We start from the raw sequence: 21,145 nt of genomic DNA on the forward strand, positions 1-21,145 counted from the left end.
TTGCAGCAGGTTTGGGCATGAGCAGCGTCGGCGCCGCCTTTCGGCTCGCACGGGCCGGCTGGGTGCTGGTCCGCGAGGGCGTGATCGCAGCACTTCCGGGCGACGAGCTCAGCGGCCTGCCGAAATTCGGCTGGCGCATGGCGCGGCTGTTTACCCGCCGTCGCGCGCTTGCCTATGAGCGCAGCGACCGGCTGGCCAAGGCGGTGGTCCGGCTTGGGCCCTCCTACGTCAAGCTAGGTCAGTTCCTGGCGACGCGGCCCGATGTCGTCGGCAACGACATGGCGCTCGACCTCGCCATGCTGCAGGACAAGATGCACACCTTCCCGCAGGCGGAAGCTGTGGCGGCTATCGAGGGCTCGCTCGGGCGCAAGATCGGCGAGCTCTATACCGAGTTCGGCGATCCCGTCGCGGCGGCCTCCATCGCCCAGGTTCATCCTGCGCAAGCCATCCACGATGGCGTTGATACCAAGGTGGCGGTGAAGGTGATCCGGCCGGGCGTGCGCCGCCGCTTCTTCCAGGATCTCGAAAGCTATTTCCTCGCCGCCCGCCTGCAGGAGAAATACATCCCGTCATCGCGCCGGCTGCGGCCGGTCGAGGTGACCGAGACGCTGGCGCAGACCACCAAGGTCGAGATGGATCTCCGGCTCGAGGCGGCAGCGCTTTCCGAGCTCGGCGAAAACACCAAGGATGATCCCGGTTTTCGCGTGCCGTCGGTCGACTGGGAGCGCACCGGCCGCGACGTGCTGACCATGGAGTGGGTCGACGGCGTCAAAATGAACGACGTGGCTGGTCTCGTGGCTGTCGGTCACGATCTCAAGGCCATCGCCACCAATCTGATCCAGTCGTTCCTGCGCCACACGCTGCGCGACGGCTTCTTCCATGCCGACATGCATCCGGGCAATCTGTTCGTCGAGGCGAACGGCGATATCGTCGCCGTCGATCTCGGCATTGCCGGGCGACTCGGCAAGAAGGAGCGCCGCTTCCTCGCCGAAATCCTCTACGGCTTCATCACCCGCGACTATCTGCGCGTGGCCGAAGTCCATTTCGAGGCCGGCTATGTGCCGCGCCAGCACAATGTGGCGGCCTTCGCCCAGGCGATCCGCGCCATTGGCGAGCCGATCCATGGCCAGCCGGCCGAGACCATCTCGATGGCCAAGCTTCTGACGCTGCTGTTCGAGGTCACCGAACTGTTCGACATGGCGACGCGGCCGGAACTGATCCTGCTGCAGAAGACCATGGTGGTGGTCGAAGGTGTGGCGCGCACGCTCGATCCGGCCTTCAACATGTGGAAGACGTCCGAGCCGGTGGTCGGCCAGTGGATCGCCGGCAATCTTGGCCCGAGCGGACTTTTGATGGATGCGCGCGACAGCGCCAAGGCGTTGCTGGCACTCGCTCGCCAGGCACCCGACCTCGCCGCCCGCACCGAGCGGCTGTCACGCGAGATCGATCTGATGGCCGAACATGGGTTGCGCTTCGACGAGGCGACATCGCGTGCCATCGGCAAGGCCGAAGCCCGCTACACCCGCTCAGGCCGGCTGGCGCTGTGGGTGATCGCGCTGACGCTGGTCTATATTGCCTGGAAGCTGCTCTAGCCGTCTGGCGGGAACGGCTTGTCTCAAAATGATTGCATTGCTATCGTTGCATCCGGCGATTTCGAGCAGAGTGCAATCATATGGCCAGCATCACCATTCGCAACCTTGACGACGAGGTCAAGGATCTGCTGCGCCGGCTTGCGGCGGAGAACGATCGCTCGATGGAAGAGCAGGCGCGGGTGATGATCCGCGCCGCAGTCGAGGGACAGCTAGGCCCCTCTGGCCGCATCGACCGGATCGAAGAGACGCTGCGCGAACTGACTGTTGCACGCAGCCCGGCAGCACCGGTCGTTGCTGTGGTGAACAAGACTCTGTCGAGGGGCAGCCTCTCCGGCAAGCGCATCCTTCTCATCATCGGCGGCGGCATTGCCGCCTACAAGGCGCTCGACCTGATCCGCCGGCTGCGCGAGCGCGGTGCAGCGGTGCGCGTGGTGATGACATCGGCCGCGCAGGAGTTCGTCACCACGCTGTCGGTCGGTGCGCTTTCAGCCGACCATGTCTTCACCGAACTGTTCGACCGCAATGATGAACACGATGTCGGCCACATCAGGCTGTCGCGCGAGGCCGATCTTCTGGTGGTGGCGCCGGCCACCGCCGACCTGATGGCCAAGCTCGCCAATGGCCATGCCAATGATCTCGCCTCCACCGTGCTGCTCGCAACCGACAAGAAGGTTTTGCTGGCGCCGGCGATGAACCCGAAAATGTGGTCACATGCCGCGACGCGCCGCAACCGGGCGACGCTGGCCAAGGACGGCATCGCCTTTGTCGGGCCGGCCAAGGGTGAGATGGCCGAAAGCAACGAGGCCGGCGAGGGCCGCATGGCCGAGCCGCTGGAGATCGTGGCAGTGATCGAAGCGATGCTCGACAGCAAGCCGAAGCCGCTCGCCGGCCGCCGGATCATCGTCACCTCAGGCCCGACGCATGAGCCGATCGACCCGGTCCGCTACATCGCCAACCGCTCGTCGGGCAAGCAGGGTCATGCGATCGCGGCAGCGCTGGCGACGCTCGGCGCCGATGTCCAACTGGTCTCCGGTCCTGTGAGCATTGCCGATCCGGCCGGCGTTGCGACGACGCATGTCGAGACCGCAAGCGAGATGAAGGCCGCCGTCGAGAGCCTACTGCCGGCGGACGCCGCTGTGTTCGTGGCGGCCGTCGCCGACTGGCGCACAGCCAATTCGGCCGGCGAAAAGATCAAGAAGGTGGCGGGCGAGGGCCCGCCGGCGCTGCAGATGGTTGAAAACCCCGACATTCTCGCCGGCGTCGGCCATCACCAGAAGCGGCCGGGGCTGGTCGTCGGTTTCGCCGCCGAGACGCAGGATCTGATCGCCAATGCCGAGGCCAAGCTGAAGAAGAAGGGCGCCGATTTCATCGTCGCCAACGACGTTTCGCATGAAAGCGGCGTCGGCCCCACAGGCGTGATGGGCGGCGATCGCAACAAGGTGCGCATCGTCTCCAAATCCGGCGTCGAGGAATGGCCGGAAATGACCAAGGACGAAGTGGCGGCGCGGCTCGCCGCGCTCATCGCCGAAAGGCTGAAGACCATCGTGGTCTGAGCGGCCGCTCCGGCCGCCGATACTCACTCGGCGGCGATGCCGGGAGCGCTCGCTGCAAGCCCAGCTTCGATCGACTCCGCAATGATCCGCAGGCCGAGATCCAGTTCCTGCTCGGAGATGGTCAGCGGCGGGGCGATGCGGAAGACGCCGCCCATGCCGGGAAGCTTGACGATGTTCATGCTGAGACCGCGCCGGAACGCCTCCGCCGCGATCGTGGCGCCGAGCTGATGATCGGGCTGCTTGCCGTCCTTGACGATCTCGACGCCGAGCAGAAGGCCACGCCCGCGTACGTCGCCGACGCATTCATAGCGCTGCTTGAGCCGCGACAACCCGTCGAACAAACGCGCGCCCATAGTCCGTGCCCTGTCGACCAGCCGCTCCTCCTCCACCACATCGAGCACGGCGAGGCCGACGGCCGCCGGCAGCGGGTCGGAGACATGCGTGGTGTAGAACAGGAAGCCTTTCTCGTGCGCGGCGTCTTCGATGTCGGCTGTCGTCATCACGGCCGACAGCGGCAGGCCGGCGCCGATGGTCTTGGACAGGGTAAGAATATCGGGCGTGACGCCGTCCCTCTGGAAGGCGAACATGTCGCCGGTGCGGCCGATGCCGGTCTGCGCCTCGTCCAGGATGAGCAGCATGCCGCGCTCGCCGCATTTCTGTTTGAGTGCCGCCAGATAGCCGCGCGGCAGTTCCAATATGCCGCCGCTCGACAGGATCGGCTCGGCGACGAAGGCCGCCAGGCTTCCCGTCGACTGGCTGTCGACGAGGTCGAAGGCATCGTCGAGTTCGGTGCGCCAGTCGAGCGAGCCGTCCGCGTGCCTGAAACGCGGCCGGAAACTGTTGGGGGCGGGGATCGCCAGCGATCCGACCGTGGCCGGTCCGTAGCCCTTGCGGCCGGCGCTGTAGGTCGCTGACGCCGCAGCACCGGTCATGCCGTGCCAGCTTTTCGAGAACGCAACGACCTCGTGCTTCCCGGTTACCAGCTTGGCCATGCGGATCGCGGCTTCATTCGATTCCGCACCCGTCGAAAGCAGCATGACCCGGTCGAGTCCTGGCGCCAGTGCCGCAAGGCGTTCGGCAAGCTCGACCACCGGTCGCGACAGCATGCCGCTGAAGAGATGCGCGACCTTTTCGACCTGGCGGGTCACCGTCGAAACGATCCTGGGGTGGGAATGGCCGAGCAGCGCGCTCATCTGACCGGAGGTGAAGTCGAGGATCGGCCTGTCGTCGGCATCGTAGACGAAGGAGCCAACAGCGCGCTCGATGATGGCGGGCTCGAAGCTGCCGCCATAGCGTATCAAATGCTTCTGCGCTGCGTCCCAGAATTCGCGATCCGCGTTTTTCGACATGCCGCTGCTCCATCAAACCGACCAGAGGAAAAAAATAGCCGATGGCGCGGATGCAGTAAAATTGATAGTATTCGGATTCAGATATCAATGGAATTGATATGCAGGCTCCACTCGATCTCAAGCTGCTGACGACCTTCGTGCGTGCGGCGCATTCGGGAACGCTGAGCGCGGTGGCCATACAGGTCGGGCGCACCCAGTCGGCCGTCACCATGCAGATACAACGGCTCGAGGAGGCACTAGGCCAAAACCTGTTTCATCGCAGCGGCAGCGGCGTGCGGCTCACCGGCAGCGGCGAGCGGTTCCTCGCCTATGCCGAGCGCATTCTCAAAATCCATGATGAAGCGATCTCGGCGCTGTCCGACAAGGGCCTGCACGGCTCGATCATTTTCGGCAGCCCCGAGGATTATCTGAGCGCCTTCTTTCCCGCCCTCCTGAAGAGTTTCGGCACGATGTATCCCGATGTCGAGATCAAGGTGGTCTCAGCGCCGACCGTCGAATTGCGGACGCTGCTCAACGCACGCCAGATCGACCTGGCACTGGTTTCGAATGCGCATGATGCACAAGGCGTCGTGCGCACGGAACGGCTGGTCTGGGTCGGCAGCAAGCCGACCTTGGATCTCTATGAGTTCGGCGACACCGTGCCGCTGGCGCTGTCGGCGTCGAACGCTGTCGACCACAGAGCGGCGTGCGAGGCCATGGCCCGCGCCGGACTTCGCTACAAAATCGCCTACGCCAGCAACAGCCTTGCCGGGTTGATCGCGGTGGCGCGGTCGGGTCTCGCCATCAGCGTGATGGCACAGGAGGCGGTGCCATCCGACCTGCATATTCTGCCGCTGCCTCCACTGCCGCGCCTTGGCATTCTGATTGCCTTTGCCGACACCGAGCGGTCGCCTGCGGTGGAGGCGTTTGCCAATCACATCCGCAGCGTTCTTCCGTCGCTTTGACAGGCTGGCCGGTCGGGAGGCGACCGGCCAGTTCCCGGCCGTGGCCTCAGCCTGCCGCCAATTGCGGCCGGCTTGCCGTCAAAGCCATCCTCAACGCCGCCAGGCAGCCGACAATGCCGAGCGGCACGAAGGCGAGGAACAGCCAGCCGGCGACGCTGGCCGCCGCATCGCGGTTCAGCCCTGCGGAGAAGCCGCTGGCATTGGCGATGATGCCGGCCACGGCAGCACCGACGGCGTAGCCGATGCGCTGCATGGTCGGCACGGCGGCCGAGGCAATCGTCTGCTCGCCATCGCGAGCCGAGGCGACGATGATCCGCGTCAGGAACGGCCAGGTGACGCCGAAGCCACCGCCTTGCAGCAGGGCGCAGACCAGGATCAGCGGGATCGACCCTGACGGGATCGAGTAAGCGAAACCGGCGAGGCCGGATGCAATCATCAGCGCGCCGATGACGATGATTTGCCGTTCGCGCTCCAGCGGCGCATTGGCGACGGCAATCGACAGGATCGACCAGGCGATCGATTCGGCGGCGATGATGTAGCCGGTGGTCAGGATCGGGATGCCGTGCAGCGTGGTCAGCAGCAGTGGCCCGTAGATCGAGAAGGAGACCGTAGCCACCGAAAAGGCGGCGACCACGGTCATGCCGCTGCCGACCGGCGAGCGCCACGAAAACAGCTGTGAGGGGAACAGCCGCGAGCGCGGCTTCATAGCGTCGACGAATACGAACAGTGCCAGGCCGGCGAGGCCGAGGATGAGCAGCAGCGAGGAGCGCAGCAGGGCGACGTCGACGCCGGCGGTGGCGATCAGCACGACAGCGATGGCGAGACAGCCAAGTGCGGCATAAGGGAAGGGTGGCGAGGTGCCGGCGGCGGCTTGCGGCTTTGTCGCTTCCGGCGTGTTCAGCACGATGAAGCTCGCCAGCGCCATGGCGATGCCACCGAGCACGAAGACGCCGAAGGCCCAGCGCCAGGACAGCAGCTCGACCATGATGGCGCCGAGCATCGGGCCGCTGAAGGCGGCGACGCCCCAGATCGCCGACATGATGCCGAACAGCTGCGGCCAAATCCTACGGTCGAACAGCCGCTCGACCGAGACGAAGGCCAGCGATACAAGCGCGCCGCCGCCGAGTCCCTCGACCAGGCGACCGGCGAGAAACACGGGCATGGATGGCGCGGTGGCGCAGATCAGCGCGCCGGCGGCATAGAGCAAAGCGGCGACTGTCACATTGGAACGCAGCGCGACATAGCTGACCATGCGCCCGGCGGCAGCACCGGCGACGATGGCGCCCAGTTCGTAGACCGCCAGCGACCAGCCGACGAACTGAACGCCGGCGAGGTCGCCGACCATGGCCGGCATGACGGTTGCCACCATCGTCTCGTTGGTGGCGTGCAGCAGGATGCCGAGGCTGATGAAGCAGAAGCGCGCGAGGTCGCCGCTTGCCCACAATGCCCGCCAGTCGACTTTGTTGCTGGTGATGTCAGTCATTCTTTTTACCCTGCCTTTGCATATCTCGATGCCGGCGCGTTGCACCAGAAGCCAGTGTGGCTTTCCGGCCGAGCCATGCGTGCTGTTTCAGTCAGGGCAGGCTTGTAAAACCTCAACCGAGGTTGAGTTCAAGCGGCTTTTTCGCCAGTGCGATCAGTTCTCGGTGCTGCGCAGCTGGAACTGGCTGACGCCGATGGCGATGTTGATGCCGGTCTGGGTCTGCAGGCTGAGCGGCTGCAAGGTGAAGGCCTGCGAGGAGCCGCCGACCAAGAGATTGGCCCCTGCGCCGACCGCCGCCGTGACCTCGGCGCTGGCGCCGACATAGTCGCCGGCCAGCGCGCCCGGCGCATAGATGTTCTTCAGCGGCGTCAGCACCAGCCACTGCATGACGGTCTGCTTGGTGGTGCCGATGTCGAGCCCGTATTTGTTGACGGCGCCGAAATAGGCTTCCGGCGAAAAGCTCTTGTCGGCCGGGGTGAAGGTGCAGCTCAGATCCTTGCTGGAGCCGAAGATGAAGCCGGTGCCGCCGCCTATGGCGCAATCGAGCACGCCGAGTTCTATGCCCTGGTCCTGCGCTTGAGCCTGTTCTGCCCAGGCAATGGCGATGATGGCGGCGGCGATGGTCTTCAGCACGGCGGTTCCCCCCAAAAAGCATACGGCGCGAAACAGTATCCTGTTCCGCGCCGCACGTAGAGGGATCAGTCGATCCTTATTTGCCGATACTTACTTGAACGAGTGGATCAGTTCCAGCGAGGTCACCGCAACCGCCACGTTGACGCCGGTCTGCGCCTGAACGCTGAGCGGCTCCAGCACAAAGGCGCCGTCCAGCCCGCCGACCAGCAGATTGGCACCGCCGCCGGTCACGACGCTCGCCTCGGCGTTGACGCCGTAATAATGGCCGGCAAGGTCGCCCCCGTCATGGCTGCGGGTGGCGGCCAGAACAGCCCACACCAGCTGGCCCTGATGCGTCTGGCCGAGATCGACGCCGAGCTTGGAGATCATCCCCGTGTATTTCTCGGAAGGCCCATGGTGGTAGGGGCGGAAGGTGCAGTCGACGCCCTTGTTCGACGTGACGACGTAACCGACGCCACCGTCGATGGTGCAATCGAGCGTGCCGAGTTGAAGCTTGCCGGCGCTGGCGGGAACGGCAAACAGCGTCGTGGCGAGCGCTACGGCACAGATGATTTTCTTGATCATGGGTCAGTCCTTTCGAAAATTGCCTTCAACAACGGTTGAACGGCCCGGAGCGTTCCGCCGAAAACTTGGCGCGATCAAGGCAAGGGCTAACGCTTTGCTCTCGGTGATTAAGATTGGGTGATGGCGTGTCGGCCAGAGCTCAGTGGCGCCACAGGCGCCCGAGCGCCGACCAGGCCTTGTCCAGCGGGCCTGGATCCGGCAAATCGACCAGCACCGCGCCGTGGAGATCCTCGGGATAGCGCCGGTAGAAGTCGATGTCGTTGACGGGCCGCCGTCCGCGAAGGGCGCGGCGCATCTCCGGATGCGGCTTCAGCGGCGAGTGGGCGAGCTGACCGGCTTTCTCGACCAGCTCTTCAAAATCCTGCTCTATGAAATCATCCACGTCGAAGGCGATTTTCGACCTGATATAGCCATTGGTGTTGATGCGATGCGCGATGAACTTCAGCATCTCCCACACCGGGGCGTCGCTGTTGTCCGTTCCGTCATTCTCCGCGGCCAGGATGAGGTAGTAGGCCGGCTGGCCCAGCCAGAACATGGTCAACGCCGTTGCCTTATCGCATTGCGGCTGGCGGGCGATCCAGAACAGCGGGTCGATGTCCCCATCCCAGTTGAAGTCGAGCACGGCCCGGTGCCAATCGTCGGGAGAGGCGGTTTCAAGCCAGGCGATCTGTCGCTTGATCTGGAGTTCGTTGTCATCCATCGCGGTGCCGTTCCGATGTCGCGGTCGCTTCTCGGCTTCCATTTTGACACGCAAAGATTGCGATTTTGCTGCGCGGGCCGCTTTGCGGCGACCTGCACAGGGAAGGGAACACTGTTGGATAAAACGTTGCGGGCGACGTCCCGTGCGGCGAACCGGCTGGGTATCAGCCGGCGGTGGCGGTGGCGGTGCGCGACAGGCCGTCCTTGGCCGGCTGGTAGGTCGGGTCGAGGTGAACCGCTTCGCGGTAGGCCTTCGACGCCTTGACCTTGTCGCCGCGGCGCTCATAGATCAGCGCCTGATTGGACCAGGCCTCGGCGTTCTTGCCGTCGAGCTTGATGGCCATGTTGAAGTCGGAGAAAGCGTTGTCCTCATCGTTCATGGCGAGATAGGACAGGCCGCGGCCGTTATAGGGTTCGGCGGCATCCGGCGCCAGCGAGATGGCGGTCGAGAAATCCTCGATGGCAAATTTGTGCTGGCCCTGGCTCTGATAGATCAGGCCGCGATTGTGGTAGGCGCGGGCATCGGTGGTGTCGAGCTGGATCGCCTTCTGGAAATCGTTGAAGGCCTGCTGGGTCTGGCCGGCCTTGCGGTAGAGATTGCCGCGGCCGATATAGGCGGCGTCATAATTGCCGTTGATCTGGATCGAGCGATTGTAGTCGGCAAGGGCCGCGGCCTGGTTGCCGAGGAAGCGCTGGATCAGCGCCCGGTTCGAATAGGCCTGGTAGAAATTCGGATTGAGCTGGATGGCGGTGTCGAAGTCCTTCAGCGCCGCCTGGTACTGGCCGCCGCGGCCATAGGCCGAGCCGCGCACATTGTAGCCTTCCGGATCCTGCGGATTGCGCTGGATGACCGCCGACAACGAGGAGATGTTCTCGGTCGAGCCTTGCGCCTTGTCGATGTTGTTGAACTCGCCGGTCGGGACGCTCTGGCAGCTGGCAAGCACCAGGCCGGAGATCAGGGCTGCCGTCAGGGCGAAACCGCGCATTGTGGTTCTGCGCTCTACGCTGATTGCATTCATGTCTGCCCTGTCCTCACTTCAGTCGCGTCGCTCAGTCCAGGTCCCCCTCCGGGCCGGGTCCACAGATTGTCGTAACAAAATCTAGAGCGTCGTTTGCGCGTTCAAGGGAACGCCCTTCATTCTAACAAAAAGGCGGCGCTCTAAACAAAAAGGTGGCGGCGATTCCGCATCGCGCCACCTCAAATTATCCTTCGAAAAGGACGAAAAATTGGCGTCAGAACCGCGGCGGGCGCGGAGCACCACCAGGACCACCGGCGGCGCCGGCAGCAACCGGGCGCGGCGTCATCGGCAGCAGGCCTTCGCGCTGAGCGCGCTTGCGGGCCAGCTTGCGGGCGCGGCGAACGGCTTCAGCCTTTTCACGGGCGCGCTTCTCGGAGGGCTTCTCGTAGTGGCCGCGCATCTTCATTTCGCGGAAAATGCCTTCACGCTGCATCTTCTTCTTGAGAGCGCGAAGCGCCTGATCAACGTTGTTGTCGCGGACGAGTACCTGCACGGGCAATCCTGTCTTTCGGGTTTGATATCAACAGGCAAGCGGCCATAGCCACATGCCTCCGCGGCGATTTACACCACGAATTGTGGCGGCTGATAGCAGAATCAGGGCGCGCTGTCCACACTCGAAATGAAGGACAATCGCCAATTTGCCACGGTCGCCCTGAGATAGGGCACCAACTAGGCGCTGGCCAGATGAAGCCGGGCGAAATCCTCGAAGAATTCGCCGTAGTCGCAGGTGATCTCCTCGCCGGCTGATATATCGCGGGTGGCGGTGGCGCCGCCATATTGCGAGAAATCCGTGTTCGGCCGCTCGGCATGGTTCATGAAGCGGCCATTGTCGACCTCATAGACCATGAAGCCGGGACGGTCGGGGCTCGGATAGGCGTAGCGGTCGAGCAATTCGCGGAGGTGCGGCGGGGCCGCCTCATATCTGTCCATCGGGATCAGCCGGTCGAACTCCGGATCGAGCCGCCAGATCGAGGCGCCCTTCCTGATCGGCTCGGCGGCGAACACGCCGACGCCTTCGATTGCGCTCTGGGCGATATAGGTTCTGATCAGCAGCATGTCCGTCACCTCACTCGAAACCGAATCGCCAAATCGCGTGGAAAAAGCAAGGCCGGTTTCGGGCTCTATGGCTGATCGGTGCAGGCTGTGACCGCGAAATGCTTCACGTCCGGGTGATCGAGATGCCGCCATCGGCAAACAGCGCCGATCCGGTGGTGAAGCTAGAAGCATCCGAGGCCAGAAAGAGCGCCGCGCGGGCGATCTCTTCGGGCTCCGCCACACGCTTCAAGGCGTGCAGGTTTTCGACGAAACTACGCGATTCCGGAGTCTTGAACGTCGCCGACGGCGTGTCGGTGCCGCCCGGCACCAGCGCGTTGACCCGCACGCCCTTGGGACCATATTCGGCGGCCAGCACCTGCGTCAGCCCGATCAGTCCGGCCTTGCTGGCGGCATAGCTGGTCATGCCGGGCATGCCGACTGTGTGGCCGACGAAGGTGGAGGTGAAGATCAGCGATCCGCCACCGCGCTCGACAATGGCAGGCACCTGGTACTTCGCGCCGAGAAAGGCGCTGGTCAGATTGGCGTCTAGCGTCGCGCGCCAGCCCTCGAGCGACAGGTCCGAAATCGGACCCATTGGGCCGACGGCGCCGACATTGTTGAAGGCGGTATCGAGCCCGCCAAACCTTTCGATGGCCAGATCGACAAGGGCCTTTGCATAGGCCTCGTCGGTGACGTCGCCGGCCAGCGCGATTGCCGTGCCGTCGGCTTCCTCGATTTCGGCGACCAGCGCGTCAAGCTCGGCCTGGCGGCGGGCGGCGACAACGACCTTGGCGCCTTCCTCGGCAAAGAGTTTTGCCGTTGCGCGGCCGATGCCGGAACTGGCGCCAGTGACAATGGCGATCTTATTGGCGAGTGCGAACATTTTCTGCATCCTTTTTCTTCGCCAGCATCGCCGGCAATCGGGATGGTGATCGCAGGCTGGGGCAGCGCAAGCCACCCGATACGTGCAAAGGCTGCCGAGACCTCTTTTCCACCACGGCGCAAAACGGCAAGCGCCGTCGCAAACAGCGCAAGGGTGGAAGCGCTGTTTCGCTAGTGATACACCTCGCGCGCCGGGGCCGAGTGAATGCCCTGCCGCCATTTGCGAGGCTGGAACGTTGAAAAAATATTCGGTATTCGCCATCGCCCGCGAGGCCATGCGCGGCCATAAGGGCTGGGAGGAACAATGGTCCTCGCCGGAGCCGAACAAGGAATACGACGTCATCATCGTCGGCGCCGGCGGCCATGGCCTTGCCACCGCCTACTATCTCGCCACCGTGCACGGCATCACCAATGTCGCGGTGCTGGAAAAGGGCTGGCTCGGCGGCGGCAACACCGGCCGCAACACCACCATCATCCGTTCCAACTATCTCTATGACGAGAGCGCGGGCATTTACGATCATGCGCTGAAGCTGTGGGATGGGCTCAGCCAGGAGCTCAACTACAACGTCATGTATTCGGCGCGCGGCGTCATGATGTTGGCGCACAATGTGCACGACATCCAGGTGCTGAAGCGCCATGTCCACGCCAATCGCCTCAACGGCATAGACAATGAATGGCTGACGCCGGAACAGGCGAAGGAATTCTGCCCGCCGCTCAACATTTCCAAGCAGGCACGCTATCCCGTCGTCGGTGCAGCCCTGCAGCGCCGCGGCGGCACGGCGCGCCACGATGCGGTCGCCTGGGGTTATGCGCGCGGCGCCTCGGCACGCGGTGTGCACATCATCCAGAACTGCGAGGTCACCGGGGTCAAGCGCGCGGCCAATGGCGCGGTCATGGGTGTCGACACCACGCGCGGCTTCATCGGAGCGAAAAAGGTCGGCGTGGTTGCCGCCGGCCATTCCTCCGTGATCATGAACATGGCCGGCGTGCGCATGCCGCTGGAGAGCTATCCGCTGCAGGCGCTGGTGTCGGAGCCGGTCAAGCCGGTGGTGCCCTGCGTGGTGATGTCGAACACCGTGCACGCCTACATCTCGCAGTCCGACAAGGGCGAGCTGGTGATCGGCGCCGGCACCGACCAGTATGTCTCCTATTCGCAGACCGGCGGCCTGCACATATTGCAGCATACGCTGGACGCCATCTGCGAGATGTTCCCGATCTTCACCCGCATGAAGATGCTGCGCTCGTGGGGCGGCATTGTCGACGTCACGCCCGACCGCTCACCGATCCTGGCCAAGACCCCGGTGCCCGGCCTCTACGTCAATTGCGGCTGGGGCACGGGCGGCTTCAAGGCGACACCTGGCTCGGGCCATGTCTTTGCCCACACCATTGCCAAGGACGATCCGCACCCGATCAACGCGCCCTTCACCATCGAGCGCTTCCGCACCGGCCGCCTCATCGACGAGGCAGCGGCGGCGGCGGTGGCGCACTGATGGCTGCCATGAGGCTCTGCGACCAACCGGCCATCGGCCACGGCGAATTTTAGGACCAAACAGATGCTTCTCATCCGCTGCCCCTATTGCGAGGAAGAGCGCCCGGAGCTCGAGTTCCGCAACGCCGGCGAGGCGCATATTGCGCGCTCGGCCAACATGGCGGGCGAGAGCGACGACGACTTCGAAAAGTTCTTCTTCATCCGCTCGAACCCCAAGGGCATCATCTATGAGCGCTGGCGCCACATCCATGGCTGCGCGCGTTTCTTCAACGCAGTGCGCGACACCGTCACCGACAAGTTCGTCATGACTTACAAAGCCGGCGAGCCGAAGCCGTCCAAGCTTCCGGGAGCTGTGAAATGAGCGGCGCGTTCCGCATTCCGAGCGCCGGCCGTCTTAGCCAGGCCAAGACCGCGCGCTTCTCCTTTGACGGCCAGTCCTATACCGGCATAGAGGGCGACACGCTGGCCTCGGCGCTGCTGGCCAATGGCGTCCATCTCGTCGGCCGCTCGTTCAAATATCACCGTCCCCGTGGCTTCCTGTCGGCTGGCGCGGAAGAGCCCAATGCGCTGGTTCAGGTCGAGCGCGATGCGGCGCGCAAGGCGCCGAACATCCGCGCAACCGTGCAGGAGCTCTATGACGGGCTCGTTGCCCAATCGCAGAATCGCTGGCCCTCGCTTGCCTTCGACATCGGCGCGGTCAACGACATTGCGTCGCCGTTGTTTTCGGCCGGTTTCTACTACAAGACCTTCATGTGGCCGAAGGCGGCCTGGAAGAGCCTGTATGAGCCGAAGATCCGCGCCGCGGCCGGCCTCGGCGTTTCTCCTGACAAGCCCGATCCCGATCATTATTCGTCGCGCTATGCGCATTGCGATGTGCTGGTGCTCGGCGGCGGTGCCGCCGGCATCACGGCCGCTCTGGCTGCGGCTGAAACCGGCGCCCGTGTCATCCTCGCCGACGAGCAAGCGGATTTCGGCGGCAGCCTGCGCTTCGAGACCGGCGCGAAGATCGATGGCCAGGACGGCTATGGCTGGGCGCAAGCGGCGATCGCGAAGCTCAAGGGCATGGACAATGTCCGTGTGCTCTCCCGCACCACGGCGTTCGGCTACTACGCGCAGAATTTCGTCGGCCTGGTCGAGCGCGTCAGCGACCATCTGCAAAGCCCTGGCCACGATCTGCCGCGCGAGCGGCTGTGGCAGGTCCGCGCCAAGCGCGTGGTGCTGGCGACCGGCTCCATCGAACGCCACATGGTGTTTGCCGACAATGACCGGCCCGGCATCATGCTGGCCTCGGCTGCGCGCATCTATCTCAACCATTATGGCGTGGCGGTCGGCAAAAATGTCGGCGTCTACACCGCCAATGACTCGGCTTATGCGGCGGCGATCGACCTGAAGAAGGCCGGCGTCAACATCGCGGCGATCGTCGATTTACGTGACCATCCGACCGGGCCGGTCATCGACGAGGCGAGGGCGCTCGGCATCGAGGTCAATTTCGGCCGTGCGGTGATCCGCGCCGGCGGCAAATTGCGCGTGACGTCGATGACCGTGCAGCCGAAGAATGGCGGCGGCGAGCGGACCATTCCGGTCGATGCCATCCTGATGTCGGCCGGCTGGACGCCATCGGTGCATCTCTTCTCGCAATCGCGCGGCAAGGTCGCTTTCAACGACGAAACCAAGCGTTTCGTGCCCGGAATTTATGCGCAGGATTGCATCTCGGTCGGCGCCTGCAACGGCACGGACGGGCTGTCGGCAAGCATCGACGAGGCCTATGCGGCCGGCGCCAAGGCGGCGAAGGACGCTGGTGCGAAAACCGCGAAGGGTACGAAGCCAAAGGTCGATGCGTCGGAAAGCTGGTCGCGCGGCATGCTGGGGGCTGCGCCCGGCGCCGGGCCGGACAAGACGGTCAAGGCCTTCGTCGATTTCCAGAACGACGTTACCGCCAAGGACATCCGCCAGGCGGTGCATGAAGGCATGCGCTCGATCGAGCACGTCAAGCGCTTCACCACCAACGGCATGGCGACCGACCAGGGCAAGACCTCCAACATGCACGGCCTGGCGATTGCCGCCGAGACGTTGGGCAAGCCGATCCCGGAGGTCGGCCTGACCACCTTCCGCGCGCCGTACACGCCGGTGACCTTCGGCGCGATCGTCAGCCATGCGCGCGGGCCGCTGTTCGACCCGACGCGCAAGACCGCGATCCATCCTTGGGCCGAAGCGCAAGGCGCGGTGTTCGAGGATGTCGGCCCGTGGAAGCGCGCCTGGTATTTCCCTAGGGGCGGCGAGGACATGCATGCGGCGGTCGACCGCGAATGCGTTGCGGTTCGCACCAGTGCCGGCCTGTTTGACGCCTCGACGCTGGGCAAGATCGAAGTCGTTGGGCCGGATGCGGCCAAGTTCATGGAGCTTCTCTACACCAATCCGTGGGAAAGGCTGGAACCCGGCCGCTGCCGCTATGGCATCATGCTGCGCGAGGACGGCTTCATCTATGATGACGGCGTCGTCGGCCGACTGGCGCCGGACCGTTTCCATGTCACGACGACGACGGGCGGTGCGCCGCGCGTCATGAACCATATGGAGGATTATCTCCAGACCGAATTCCCGCATCTGAATGTCTGGCTGACCTCGATCACCGAGCAGTGGGCGGTCATCGCCGTGCAAGGGCCGAAGTCGCGCGACATCATCGCGCCGCTGGTCGAAGGCATCGACATGTCCGATGAGGCGCTGCCACATATGTCGGTGCGCGAGGGCAAGATCTGCGGCGTGCCGACCAGGCTGTTCCGCATGTCGTTCACCGGTGAGCGCGGCTTCGAAGTCAACGTGCCGGCGGATTATGGCCAGGCCGTCTGGGAAGCGCTGTGGGCCGAAGGCCAGAAGCATGGTGCGGCCGCCTATGGCACCGAGGCCATGCACGTGCTGCGCGCCGAAAAGGGCTACATCATCGTTGGCCAGGACACAGACGGCACGGTGACGCCGAACGATGCCGGGCTCGACTGGGCGGTCGGCAAGAAGAAGACCGACTTCGTTGGTATCAGAGGCCTGACGCGGCCCGACCTCGTCGCCAAGGGCCGCAAGCAACTGGTCGGCCTGAAAACCAAGGACCCGAAGGTGGTGCTGGAGGAAGGCGCGCAGATCGTCGCCGATCCCAAACAGGCGATCCCGATGAAGATGATCGGCCACGTCACCTCGAGCTACTGGTCGCAAAATTGCGGCCGCTCGATCGCGCTGGCGCTGGTCGCCGGCGGGCGCGACCGGATGGGCGAGACGCTTTACGTGCCGATGCCGAACGGGGTGATCGAAGTGGAGGTTACCGGCATGGTGTTCTTCGACGAGACGGGAGGGCGCCTCAATGGCTAAGGCTGCTGCGAAAACCAGTGCATCTTCGGCTGAGCGCCGTCCGGCACAGGCCGAGCGCAGTGTATCGGCGAAGAACGTGAAGGTTGAGGTGCTGCCGCCGGCGGGGCGCATGTCGCTGCGCGCGCCGGAGGCTTCCATTGCTGCACTGTCGAAGGCGCTCGGGCTGACCTTGCCGAAAAGCCCGAAGACGTCGGCTTCGAAGGCCGGCCGCACGGCGCTGTGGCTCGGACCGGACGAATGGTTTCTGATCGACGAGGCCGGCAAGGACCTGCTCGCCGACTGCGCCAAGGTATCCGCGCTGCATTCGGCCGTCGGTATTTCACACCGCAACGTCGCCTTCGAAGTCACCGGGCCGGCAGCTGCGGCCGCGATCAATGCCGGCTGTCCGCAGGATCTGTCGTTGGAAGCTTTCCCTGTGGGGGCGGCCTCGCGCACCATTCTGGGCAAATGCGAAATTCTGCTGCTGCGCACGGCAGCCGACGCCTTCCGGGTCGAGTGCTGGCGTTCCTTCTCCGACTATGTCTTTACTTTCCTGTCGGAAGCAGCAAGCGACGCGGCGGCGTAGAGCAATCCTTTTGGATTGCTCCGGGAACGTCTGACACGCGCGGTCGTTCTGCTTGCGATGTCGAGGGAGAATGCCGATGCCGTCGAAATCCGCGCCGAAGTCAGCCAGGAAAACCGCCGCGGTCCGCTCGCTCGAACGTGAACAGCACCACGAGGTGAGTGCCGAAGAGGAACTCGAGGAAGGTCTCGAGGACACGTTCCCGGCCAGCGATCCGGTGTCAATCACCGCGACCTCCATCTCCGGCGCGCCGGCAAGACCCGGCAAGGCCAAGACGGTGCCGGGACGCAAACCGCGCAAGAAATAATCTCTCCGCTGCGCCCAGGCTTGAGTTAAGGAAAACCCCCGGCCTGCGCCGAGGAAAAACGGGCGGCCGGGATTATCCTGCCGCCCTTAGCCGTTGTGCTGACTGGTGGTCGAGCTTAATCAACTCAGAACGTGCTCGGCACGATCCACGGGTTGATCTCGATGCCGAGGCGCGGGCCCTTGGCCTTGACGTCGGACTTTTCGACCGAGCCGGTCACGCTGCAATCGAGCTTGGCATGGGTCGTGGTGTCGACGCAGGTGGCAGCCGGGGCCTGCTTGGCCGAATGGTTGTCGCCGGCAGCGAAAGCCGAGCCGGAGAGCGCCAGCACGGTGGCGAGGGCGAGAAGGGTCTTGTTCATCTCAGTCTCCAACGGTTAAATTGTTTTCGTACATGTACGATTGAGTGTACATATACGTCCGCAGAAACGGGCTTTCAAGTCAGAAAATGTACATGTACGACAATTTTCTTGTACGCCGAAAATCGCGGCTGACTGACAGAGCCGAAGCTGTCAGGCCGGACGTTCAATTGAAGGGGCGGGGGATACCCAGGTGCTCAGCAGTTGACCGGGGTCTTGGTCAGCGGTGGCACGTCCAGCGTGGTGAGCGAGGCAAGGGTGGAATCGCACATCCGGTTAACGAAAGCCTGCGGATCGCCAAAGGGGTAAAACGGAAAGGTAATGAGCAACGAGATGGTGCCGTGGCCGACCGCCCACAGCATGGTGGCGATGGCGCGCGCATCGCCGTGCAATTTGCCAGCGGCAACGCAGGCCTCGACCCTTGAGATCAGCGCTTTCATCGCCGGGTTGCCCTCTTCCATGTCCTCATAGCTTCTGCCCTCCGGCAGCTTGGTCTTTTCGGTCATGAAGACGGTACGGTATTCGTTGGGGTTGCCTAGCCCGAAGGCGGCATACTCGGTCATCACCGCCTTCAGCGCCTCGATCGGGTCGTCGGAGGGATGTGCCTCGATGTTGCGGGCAAGTGTTTCGAACGCATCCTCGGCCAGCGCAAACAGGATGTCCTGCTTGTCGGCGAAGTAGGAATAGACCGACATCGGGGCATAGCCGACCCGGTTGGCCAGCTTGCGGATCGTCAGGCCTTCATAGCCCTCTTCCTTGACAAGCTTGTGGGCTGCGTCGAGCAGCTCGGAACGCAGTTCGGCCTTTTGTTTCTCGCGGCGTTTCTGGACGCTCAGCGGCACGTGAGTCTGCCTTCATGTCGTGGGGTGTTGGCTAAATTATATACGCTGTACGAAAACGGACAAGGGCGCGGTAGGTTCCCCTGCGGCAATGGTTACCAAATCTGGGGTTACCAAATCTGGGGTTACCAAATCTGGGGTTGTCAAATCGCGCCGACACCGCCATCCACGGCCAGCGTGTGGCCGGTCATGAAGGAATTGGCGGGGTCAGCGGCAAACAGGATGGCGGTCACGACCTCGTCGACTTCGGCAACTCGTTTCATCGGCACGCCGCGCGTCAATTCGGCCAGCGCTTCGGCTTCCGGCGCGCCGGAGATGCGCACGAAGCTGTCGACCATGGCGGTGCGGGTGTGCGCCGGGCAGACGGCGTTGATGCGTATGCCCTTGGTGGCGTATTCGGCGGCTGCCGACTTGGTCAGCCCGACGACGCCATGCTTGGCGGCGGCATAGACCGACAGTTTCGGCGCGCCGACCAGCCCGGCAACCGAGGCGATGTTGACGATGGCGCCGCCTTTCCCGTCCGATTTGAACTGCCGCTCCATCTGCGGGATCTGGTGCTTCATGGCGTAGAAGACGCCCAGCAGGTCGATCTCCAGCACGCGGCGCGCCTCGTCGGAGGCGACTTGCGGCAGGCGCACGAAACTCTGGACGATGCCGGCATTGTTGATGGCGACATCCAGCCGGCCGAATTTGTCCGCCGCCAGTTTCACCAGGTCCTCGGACAGTTTTTCGTCCGCTATGTTGCCGGCAAGGATGGCAGTCTCGGCCCGCAGCGAGCCGGCAAGATCGGCCAGCCCCTTGTCGTCGATGTCGGAAAGCACCAGGCGGGCGCCTTCAGCGGCAAAGCCCTTGGCCGCACCGCGGCCGAGGCCGCCTGCGGCCCCGGTGATCAGCACGGTCGCTCCGTCAAAACGGCCCATTGCGTCTCCCACTGTGTCTCATTGTCGATTCAGGTTCGGTCGATCAGCTTGGCGGCAAGATGCGACAGCAGCTTCACTGCCTCGCCATAAGTCTTTGCCTTTTCGGGATTGGAGGCGTTGCCGTCGAGCGCGCGCTTGTAGACGCCCTGGCAGATGGCCGCCAAACGGAAGAAGGAGAAAGCGAGGAAGAAGCTCCAATTGTCGATGCCTGCCAGCCCTCGCCGTCGGCAATAGGCGGCGACATAGGCTTCCTCGGAGGGCAGGCCCAGGGCGGCGCGGTCAATACTTCCAAGGCCGCGAAAGCCCGAGGCATGCGGCAGGCGCCATTGCATGCACTGGTAGGCGAGGTCGGCGAAGGGGTGGCCGAGTGTCGACAGTTCCCAGTCGAGCACCGCCAGCACCTTTGGCTCGCCGGCTGCAAAGATCATGTTGTCCAGCCGGTAGTCGCCATGCACCAACGAGACACGGCCGTCGTCGGCCGGCATATGCGTCTCCAGCCAGGCGATCAGCCGGTCCATGTCGTCGACGGTGTCGGTCTCCGAGGCGCGATATTGGCTGGTCCAGCGGGTCAACTGGCGTTCGAAGTAATTGCCCGGCCGGCCGAAATCGCCGAGCCCGACGGCTTCGACATCGACATCGTGTAACGCAGCAAGCGTGGCGTTCATCGCGTCGTAGAGCGCGGCACGCCCATCGTTGCCGGCGGCTTCCGGCACGGCCGGATCCCAGAAGATGCGGCCGTCGAGGAAGTCCATGACGTAGAACATGCGGCGGATCGGCGAGTCTTCCGCCGATAGATGCAGCATTCGGGGCACCGGCACCGCGGTTCCGGCAAGCGCCTTCATCACGGTGAATTCGCGGTCGACCTGATGCGCCGATTTCAGCAGTTGGCCCGGCGGCTTGGTGCGCAGCACATAGCGGCCGCTGGCCGCAGTCAGCAGATAGGTCGGGTTCGACTGGCCGGATTTGAATTTCTCGATGGAATGAAGCCCGGCAAAACCCAGAATGTGCGCTTCGAGGTAAGGGGCAAGTGCTGCCTGGTCGATTGCGTTGGCGTCGCCGCTCATGCGGTCTCCGGCTCACGCTCGATCAGCGTCAGCGTCAGCCAGCGCGCGGTCAGCGCCGGCTTCTTCGAGCCCTCGATCTCGATGGTCACGTCATGCGCCGTCTGCACCCAGCCGGATGGCCGGACCTTGACGTCAGCCAGCACGAAACGGGTGCGGATGCGCGAACCGGTCTTCACCGGCGCCAGGAAGCGCAGCGAATCGAAGCCGTGATTGACGCCCATCTTGCCCTTTTCCAGCGGCGGCATGGTCTCGAAGGTCATCGCCGAGAGCAGCGACAGCGACAGAAAACCATGAGCGATGGTGCCGCCGAACGGCGTCTCGCGCTTTGCCCGCTCTGGGTCGCAATGGATGAACTGGTGGTCGTCGGTGGCGTCAGCGAACTGGTCGATCATGGTCTGCGTGACCACGCGCCAGGGTGAAACGCCGACTTCCTTGCCGACGCTGGCCAAAAGCACGTCGAGACTGATCGGTTCCACTGCGACGTCCTCCATTTGCCGCCGACCGC

General features: G+C 64.0%; 22 protein-coding genes. 8 read left to right on the forward strand and 14 right to left on the reverse strand.

Annotation, left to right across the window (positions count from 1 at the left end; translation table 11 throughout):
- Positions 1–17 precede the first annotated feature (17 nt).
- Positions 18–1,592, forward strand: a complete 1,575-nt coding sequence (gene ubiB, locus AC1D1N_RS21920; RefSeq protein ID WP_436261307.1) for a 2-polyprenylphenol 6-hydroxylase — start codon at positions 18–20, stop codon at positions 1,590–1,592.
- An 80-nt stretch (positions 1,593–1,672) separates the two neighbouring features.
- Complete coding sequence (gene coaBC / locus AC1D1N_RS21925) at positions 1,673–3,145, forward strand: bifunctional phosphopantothenoylcysteine decarboxylase/phosphopantothenate--cysteine ligase CoaBC (RefSeq protein WP_477350989.1); 1,473 nt, start codon at positions 1,673–1,675, stop codon at positions 3,143–3,145.
- A 23-nt stretch (positions 3,146–3,168) separates the two neighbouring features.
- Here the strand turns inward: coaBC and AC1D1N_RS21930 are convergent, their stop codons facing one another.
- Positions 3,169–4,494, reverse strand: coding sequence for an aspartate aminotransferase family protein (locus AC1D1N_RS21930; protein ID WP_477350991.1), 1,326 nt, complete (start codon positions 4,492–4,494; stop codon positions 3,169–3,171).
- Between the two features lie 98 nt (positions 4,495–4,592).
- Between AC1D1N_RS21930 and AC1D1N_RS21935 the strand changes: the two genes are divergently transcribed.
- The gene (locus tag AC1D1N_RS21935; protein ID WP_477350993.1) at positions 4,593–5,438 is read left to right on the forward strand and encodes a LysR family transcriptional regulator; all 846 of its coding nucleotides are present in this window, start codon (positions 4,593–4,595) and stop codon (positions 5,436–5,438) included.
- Between the two features lie 46 nt (positions 5,439–5,484).
- On the opposite strand, the gene AC1D1N_RS21940 is transcribed toward AC1D1N_RS21935, so the two are convergent.
- The 8 genes from AC1D1N_RS21940 to AC1D1N_RS21975 form a co-directional block, all read right to left on the reverse strand.
- On the reverse strand, positions 5,485–6,921 hold the full coding sequence (locus AC1D1N_RS21940; protein WP_112559211.1) for an MFS transporter: 1,437 nt from the start codon (positions 6,919–6,921) through the stop codon (positions 5,485–5,487).
- 153 nt (positions 6,922–7,074) lie between these two features.
- Complete coding sequence (locus tag AC1D1N_RS21945; RefSeq protein ID WP_436261302.1) at positions 7,075–7,554, reverse strand: DUF992 domain-containing protein; 480 nt, start codon at positions 7,552–7,554, stop codon at positions 7,075–7,077.
- Between the two features lie 90 nt (positions 7,555–7,644).
- The gene (locus AC1D1N_RS21950) at positions 7,645–8,118 is read right to left on the reverse strand and encodes a DUF992 domain-containing protein (protein ID WP_436261301.1); all 474 of its coding nucleotides are present in this window, start codon (positions 8,116–8,118) and stop codon (positions 7,645–7,647) included.
- 139 nt (positions 8,119–8,257) lie between these two features.
- Positions 8,258–8,818 (reverse strand): DUF4274 domain-containing protein, encoded by a 561-nt coding sequence (locus AC1D1N_RS21955; protein ID WP_436261300.1) that lies wholly within the window; start codon positions 8,816–8,818, stop codon positions 8,258–8,260.
- A 163-nt stretch (positions 8,819–8,981) separates the two neighbouring features.
- Positions 8,982–9,836, reverse strand: a complete 855-nt coding sequence (locus AC1D1N_RS21960) for a tetratricopeptide repeat protein (protein ID WP_477350995.1) — start codon at positions 9,834–9,836, stop codon at positions 8,982–8,984.
- 214 nt (positions 9,837–10,050) lie between these two features.
- On the reverse strand, positions 10,051–10,329 hold the full coding sequence (gene rpsU, locus AC1D1N_RS21965) for a 30S ribosomal protein S21 (protein WP_023671138.1): 279 nt from the start codon (positions 10,327–10,329) through the stop codon (positions 10,051–10,053).
- A 176-nt stretch (positions 10,330–10,505) separates the two neighbouring features.
- The gene (locus tag AC1D1N_RS21970) at positions 10,506–10,892 is read right to left on the reverse strand and encodes an SET domain-containing protein (RefSeq protein WP_436261298.1); all 387 of its coding nucleotides are present in this window, start codon (positions 10,890–10,892) and stop codon (positions 10,506–10,508) included.
- 103 nt (positions 10,893–10,995) lie between these two features.
- On the reverse strand, positions 10,996–11,754 hold the full coding sequence (locus tag AC1D1N_RS21975; protein WP_436261297.1) for an SDR family oxidoreductase: 759 nt from the start codon (positions 11,752–11,754) through the stop codon (positions 10,996–10,998).
- Between the two features lie 235 nt (positions 11,755–11,989).
- Between AC1D1N_RS21975 and AC1D1N_RS21980 the strand changes: the two genes are divergently transcribed.
- The 5 genes from AC1D1N_RS21980 to AC1D1N_RS22000 all read left to right on the forward strand — a co-directional run bounded on the left by AC1D1N_RS21980 (position 11,990) and on the right by AC1D1N_RS22000 (position 17,462).
- Positions 11,990–13,243, forward strand: a complete 1,254-nt coding sequence (locus AC1D1N_RS21980; protein WP_112559217.1) for a sarcosine oxidase subunit beta — start codon at positions 11,990–11,992, stop codon at positions 13,241–13,243.
- A gap of 63 nt (positions 13,244–13,306) precedes the next feature.
- A complete protein-coding gene (locus AC1D1N_RS21985) occupies positions 13,307–13,603 on the forward strand; it encodes a sarcosine oxidase subunit delta (protein WP_112559219.1) in 297 nt (98 codons plus the stop codon).
- The gene (locus AC1D1N_RS21990) at positions 13,600–16,593 is read left to right on the forward strand and encodes a sarcosine oxidase subunit alpha (protein ID WP_436261296.1); all 2,994 of its coding nucleotides are present in this window, start codon (positions 13,600–13,602) and stop codon (positions 16,591–16,593) included. The genes AC1D1N_RS21985 and AC1D1N_RS21990 overlap by 4 nt, the downstream gene beginning before the upstream one ends.
- Complete coding sequence (locus AC1D1N_RS21995) at positions 16,586–17,158, forward strand: sarcosine oxidase subunit gamma (RefSeq protein ID WP_477350998.1); 573 nt, start codon at positions 16,586–16,588, stop codon at positions 17,156–17,158. Before AC1D1N_RS21990 ends, AC1D1N_RS21995 begins: the two co-directional genes overlap by 8 nt.
- A gap of 76 nt (positions 17,159–17,234) precedes the next feature.
- The gene (locus AC1D1N_RS22000; RefSeq protein ID WP_112559222.1) at positions 17,235–17,462 is read left to right on the forward strand and encodes a hypothetical protein; all 228 of its coding nucleotides are present in this window, start codon (positions 17,235–17,237) and stop codon (positions 17,460–17,462) included.
- A gap of 124 nt (positions 17,463–17,586) precedes the next feature.
- Here AC1D1N_RS22000 and AC1D1N_RS22005 read toward each other — a convergent pair whose 3' ends face one another.
- From AC1D1N_RS22005 to AC1D1N_RS22025, 5 genes are all read right to left on the reverse strand, one after another.
- Positions 17,587–17,820, reverse strand: coding sequence for a DUF680 domain-containing protein (locus AC1D1N_RS22005; protein WP_477351001.1), 234 nt, complete (start codon positions 17,818–17,820; stop codon positions 17,587–17,589).
- A gap of 194 nt (positions 17,821–18,014) precedes the next feature.
- A complete protein-coding gene (locus AC1D1N_RS22010; protein ID WP_477351003.1) occupies positions 18,015–18,659 on the reverse strand; it encodes a TetR/AcrR family transcriptional regulator in 645 nt (214 codons plus the stop codon).
- 140 nt (positions 18,660–18,799) lie between these two features.
- Positions 18,800–19,576, reverse strand: coding sequence for an SDR family NAD(P)-dependent oxidoreductase (locus tag AC1D1N_RS22015; protein WP_477351005.1), 777 nt, complete (start codon positions 19,574–19,576; stop codon positions 18,800–18,802).
- Positions 19,577–19,605: 29 nt separating this feature from the next.
- A complete protein-coding gene (locus AC1D1N_RS22020) occupies positions 19,606–20,640 on the reverse strand; it encodes a phosphotransferase family protein (RefSeq protein WP_477351007.1) in 1,035 nt (344 codons plus the stop codon).
- A complete protein-coding gene (locus tag AC1D1N_RS22025; protein ID WP_352556010.1) occupies positions 20,637–21,131 on the reverse strand; it encodes a MaoC family dehydratase in 495 nt (164 codons plus the stop codon). The genes AC1D1N_RS22020 and AC1D1N_RS22025 overlap by 4 nt, the downstream gene beginning before the upstream one ends.
- Positions 21,132–21,145: the final 14 nt, after the last annotated feature.

It is taken from the genome of Mesorhizobium sp. P2_B5, assembly GCF_056404775.1.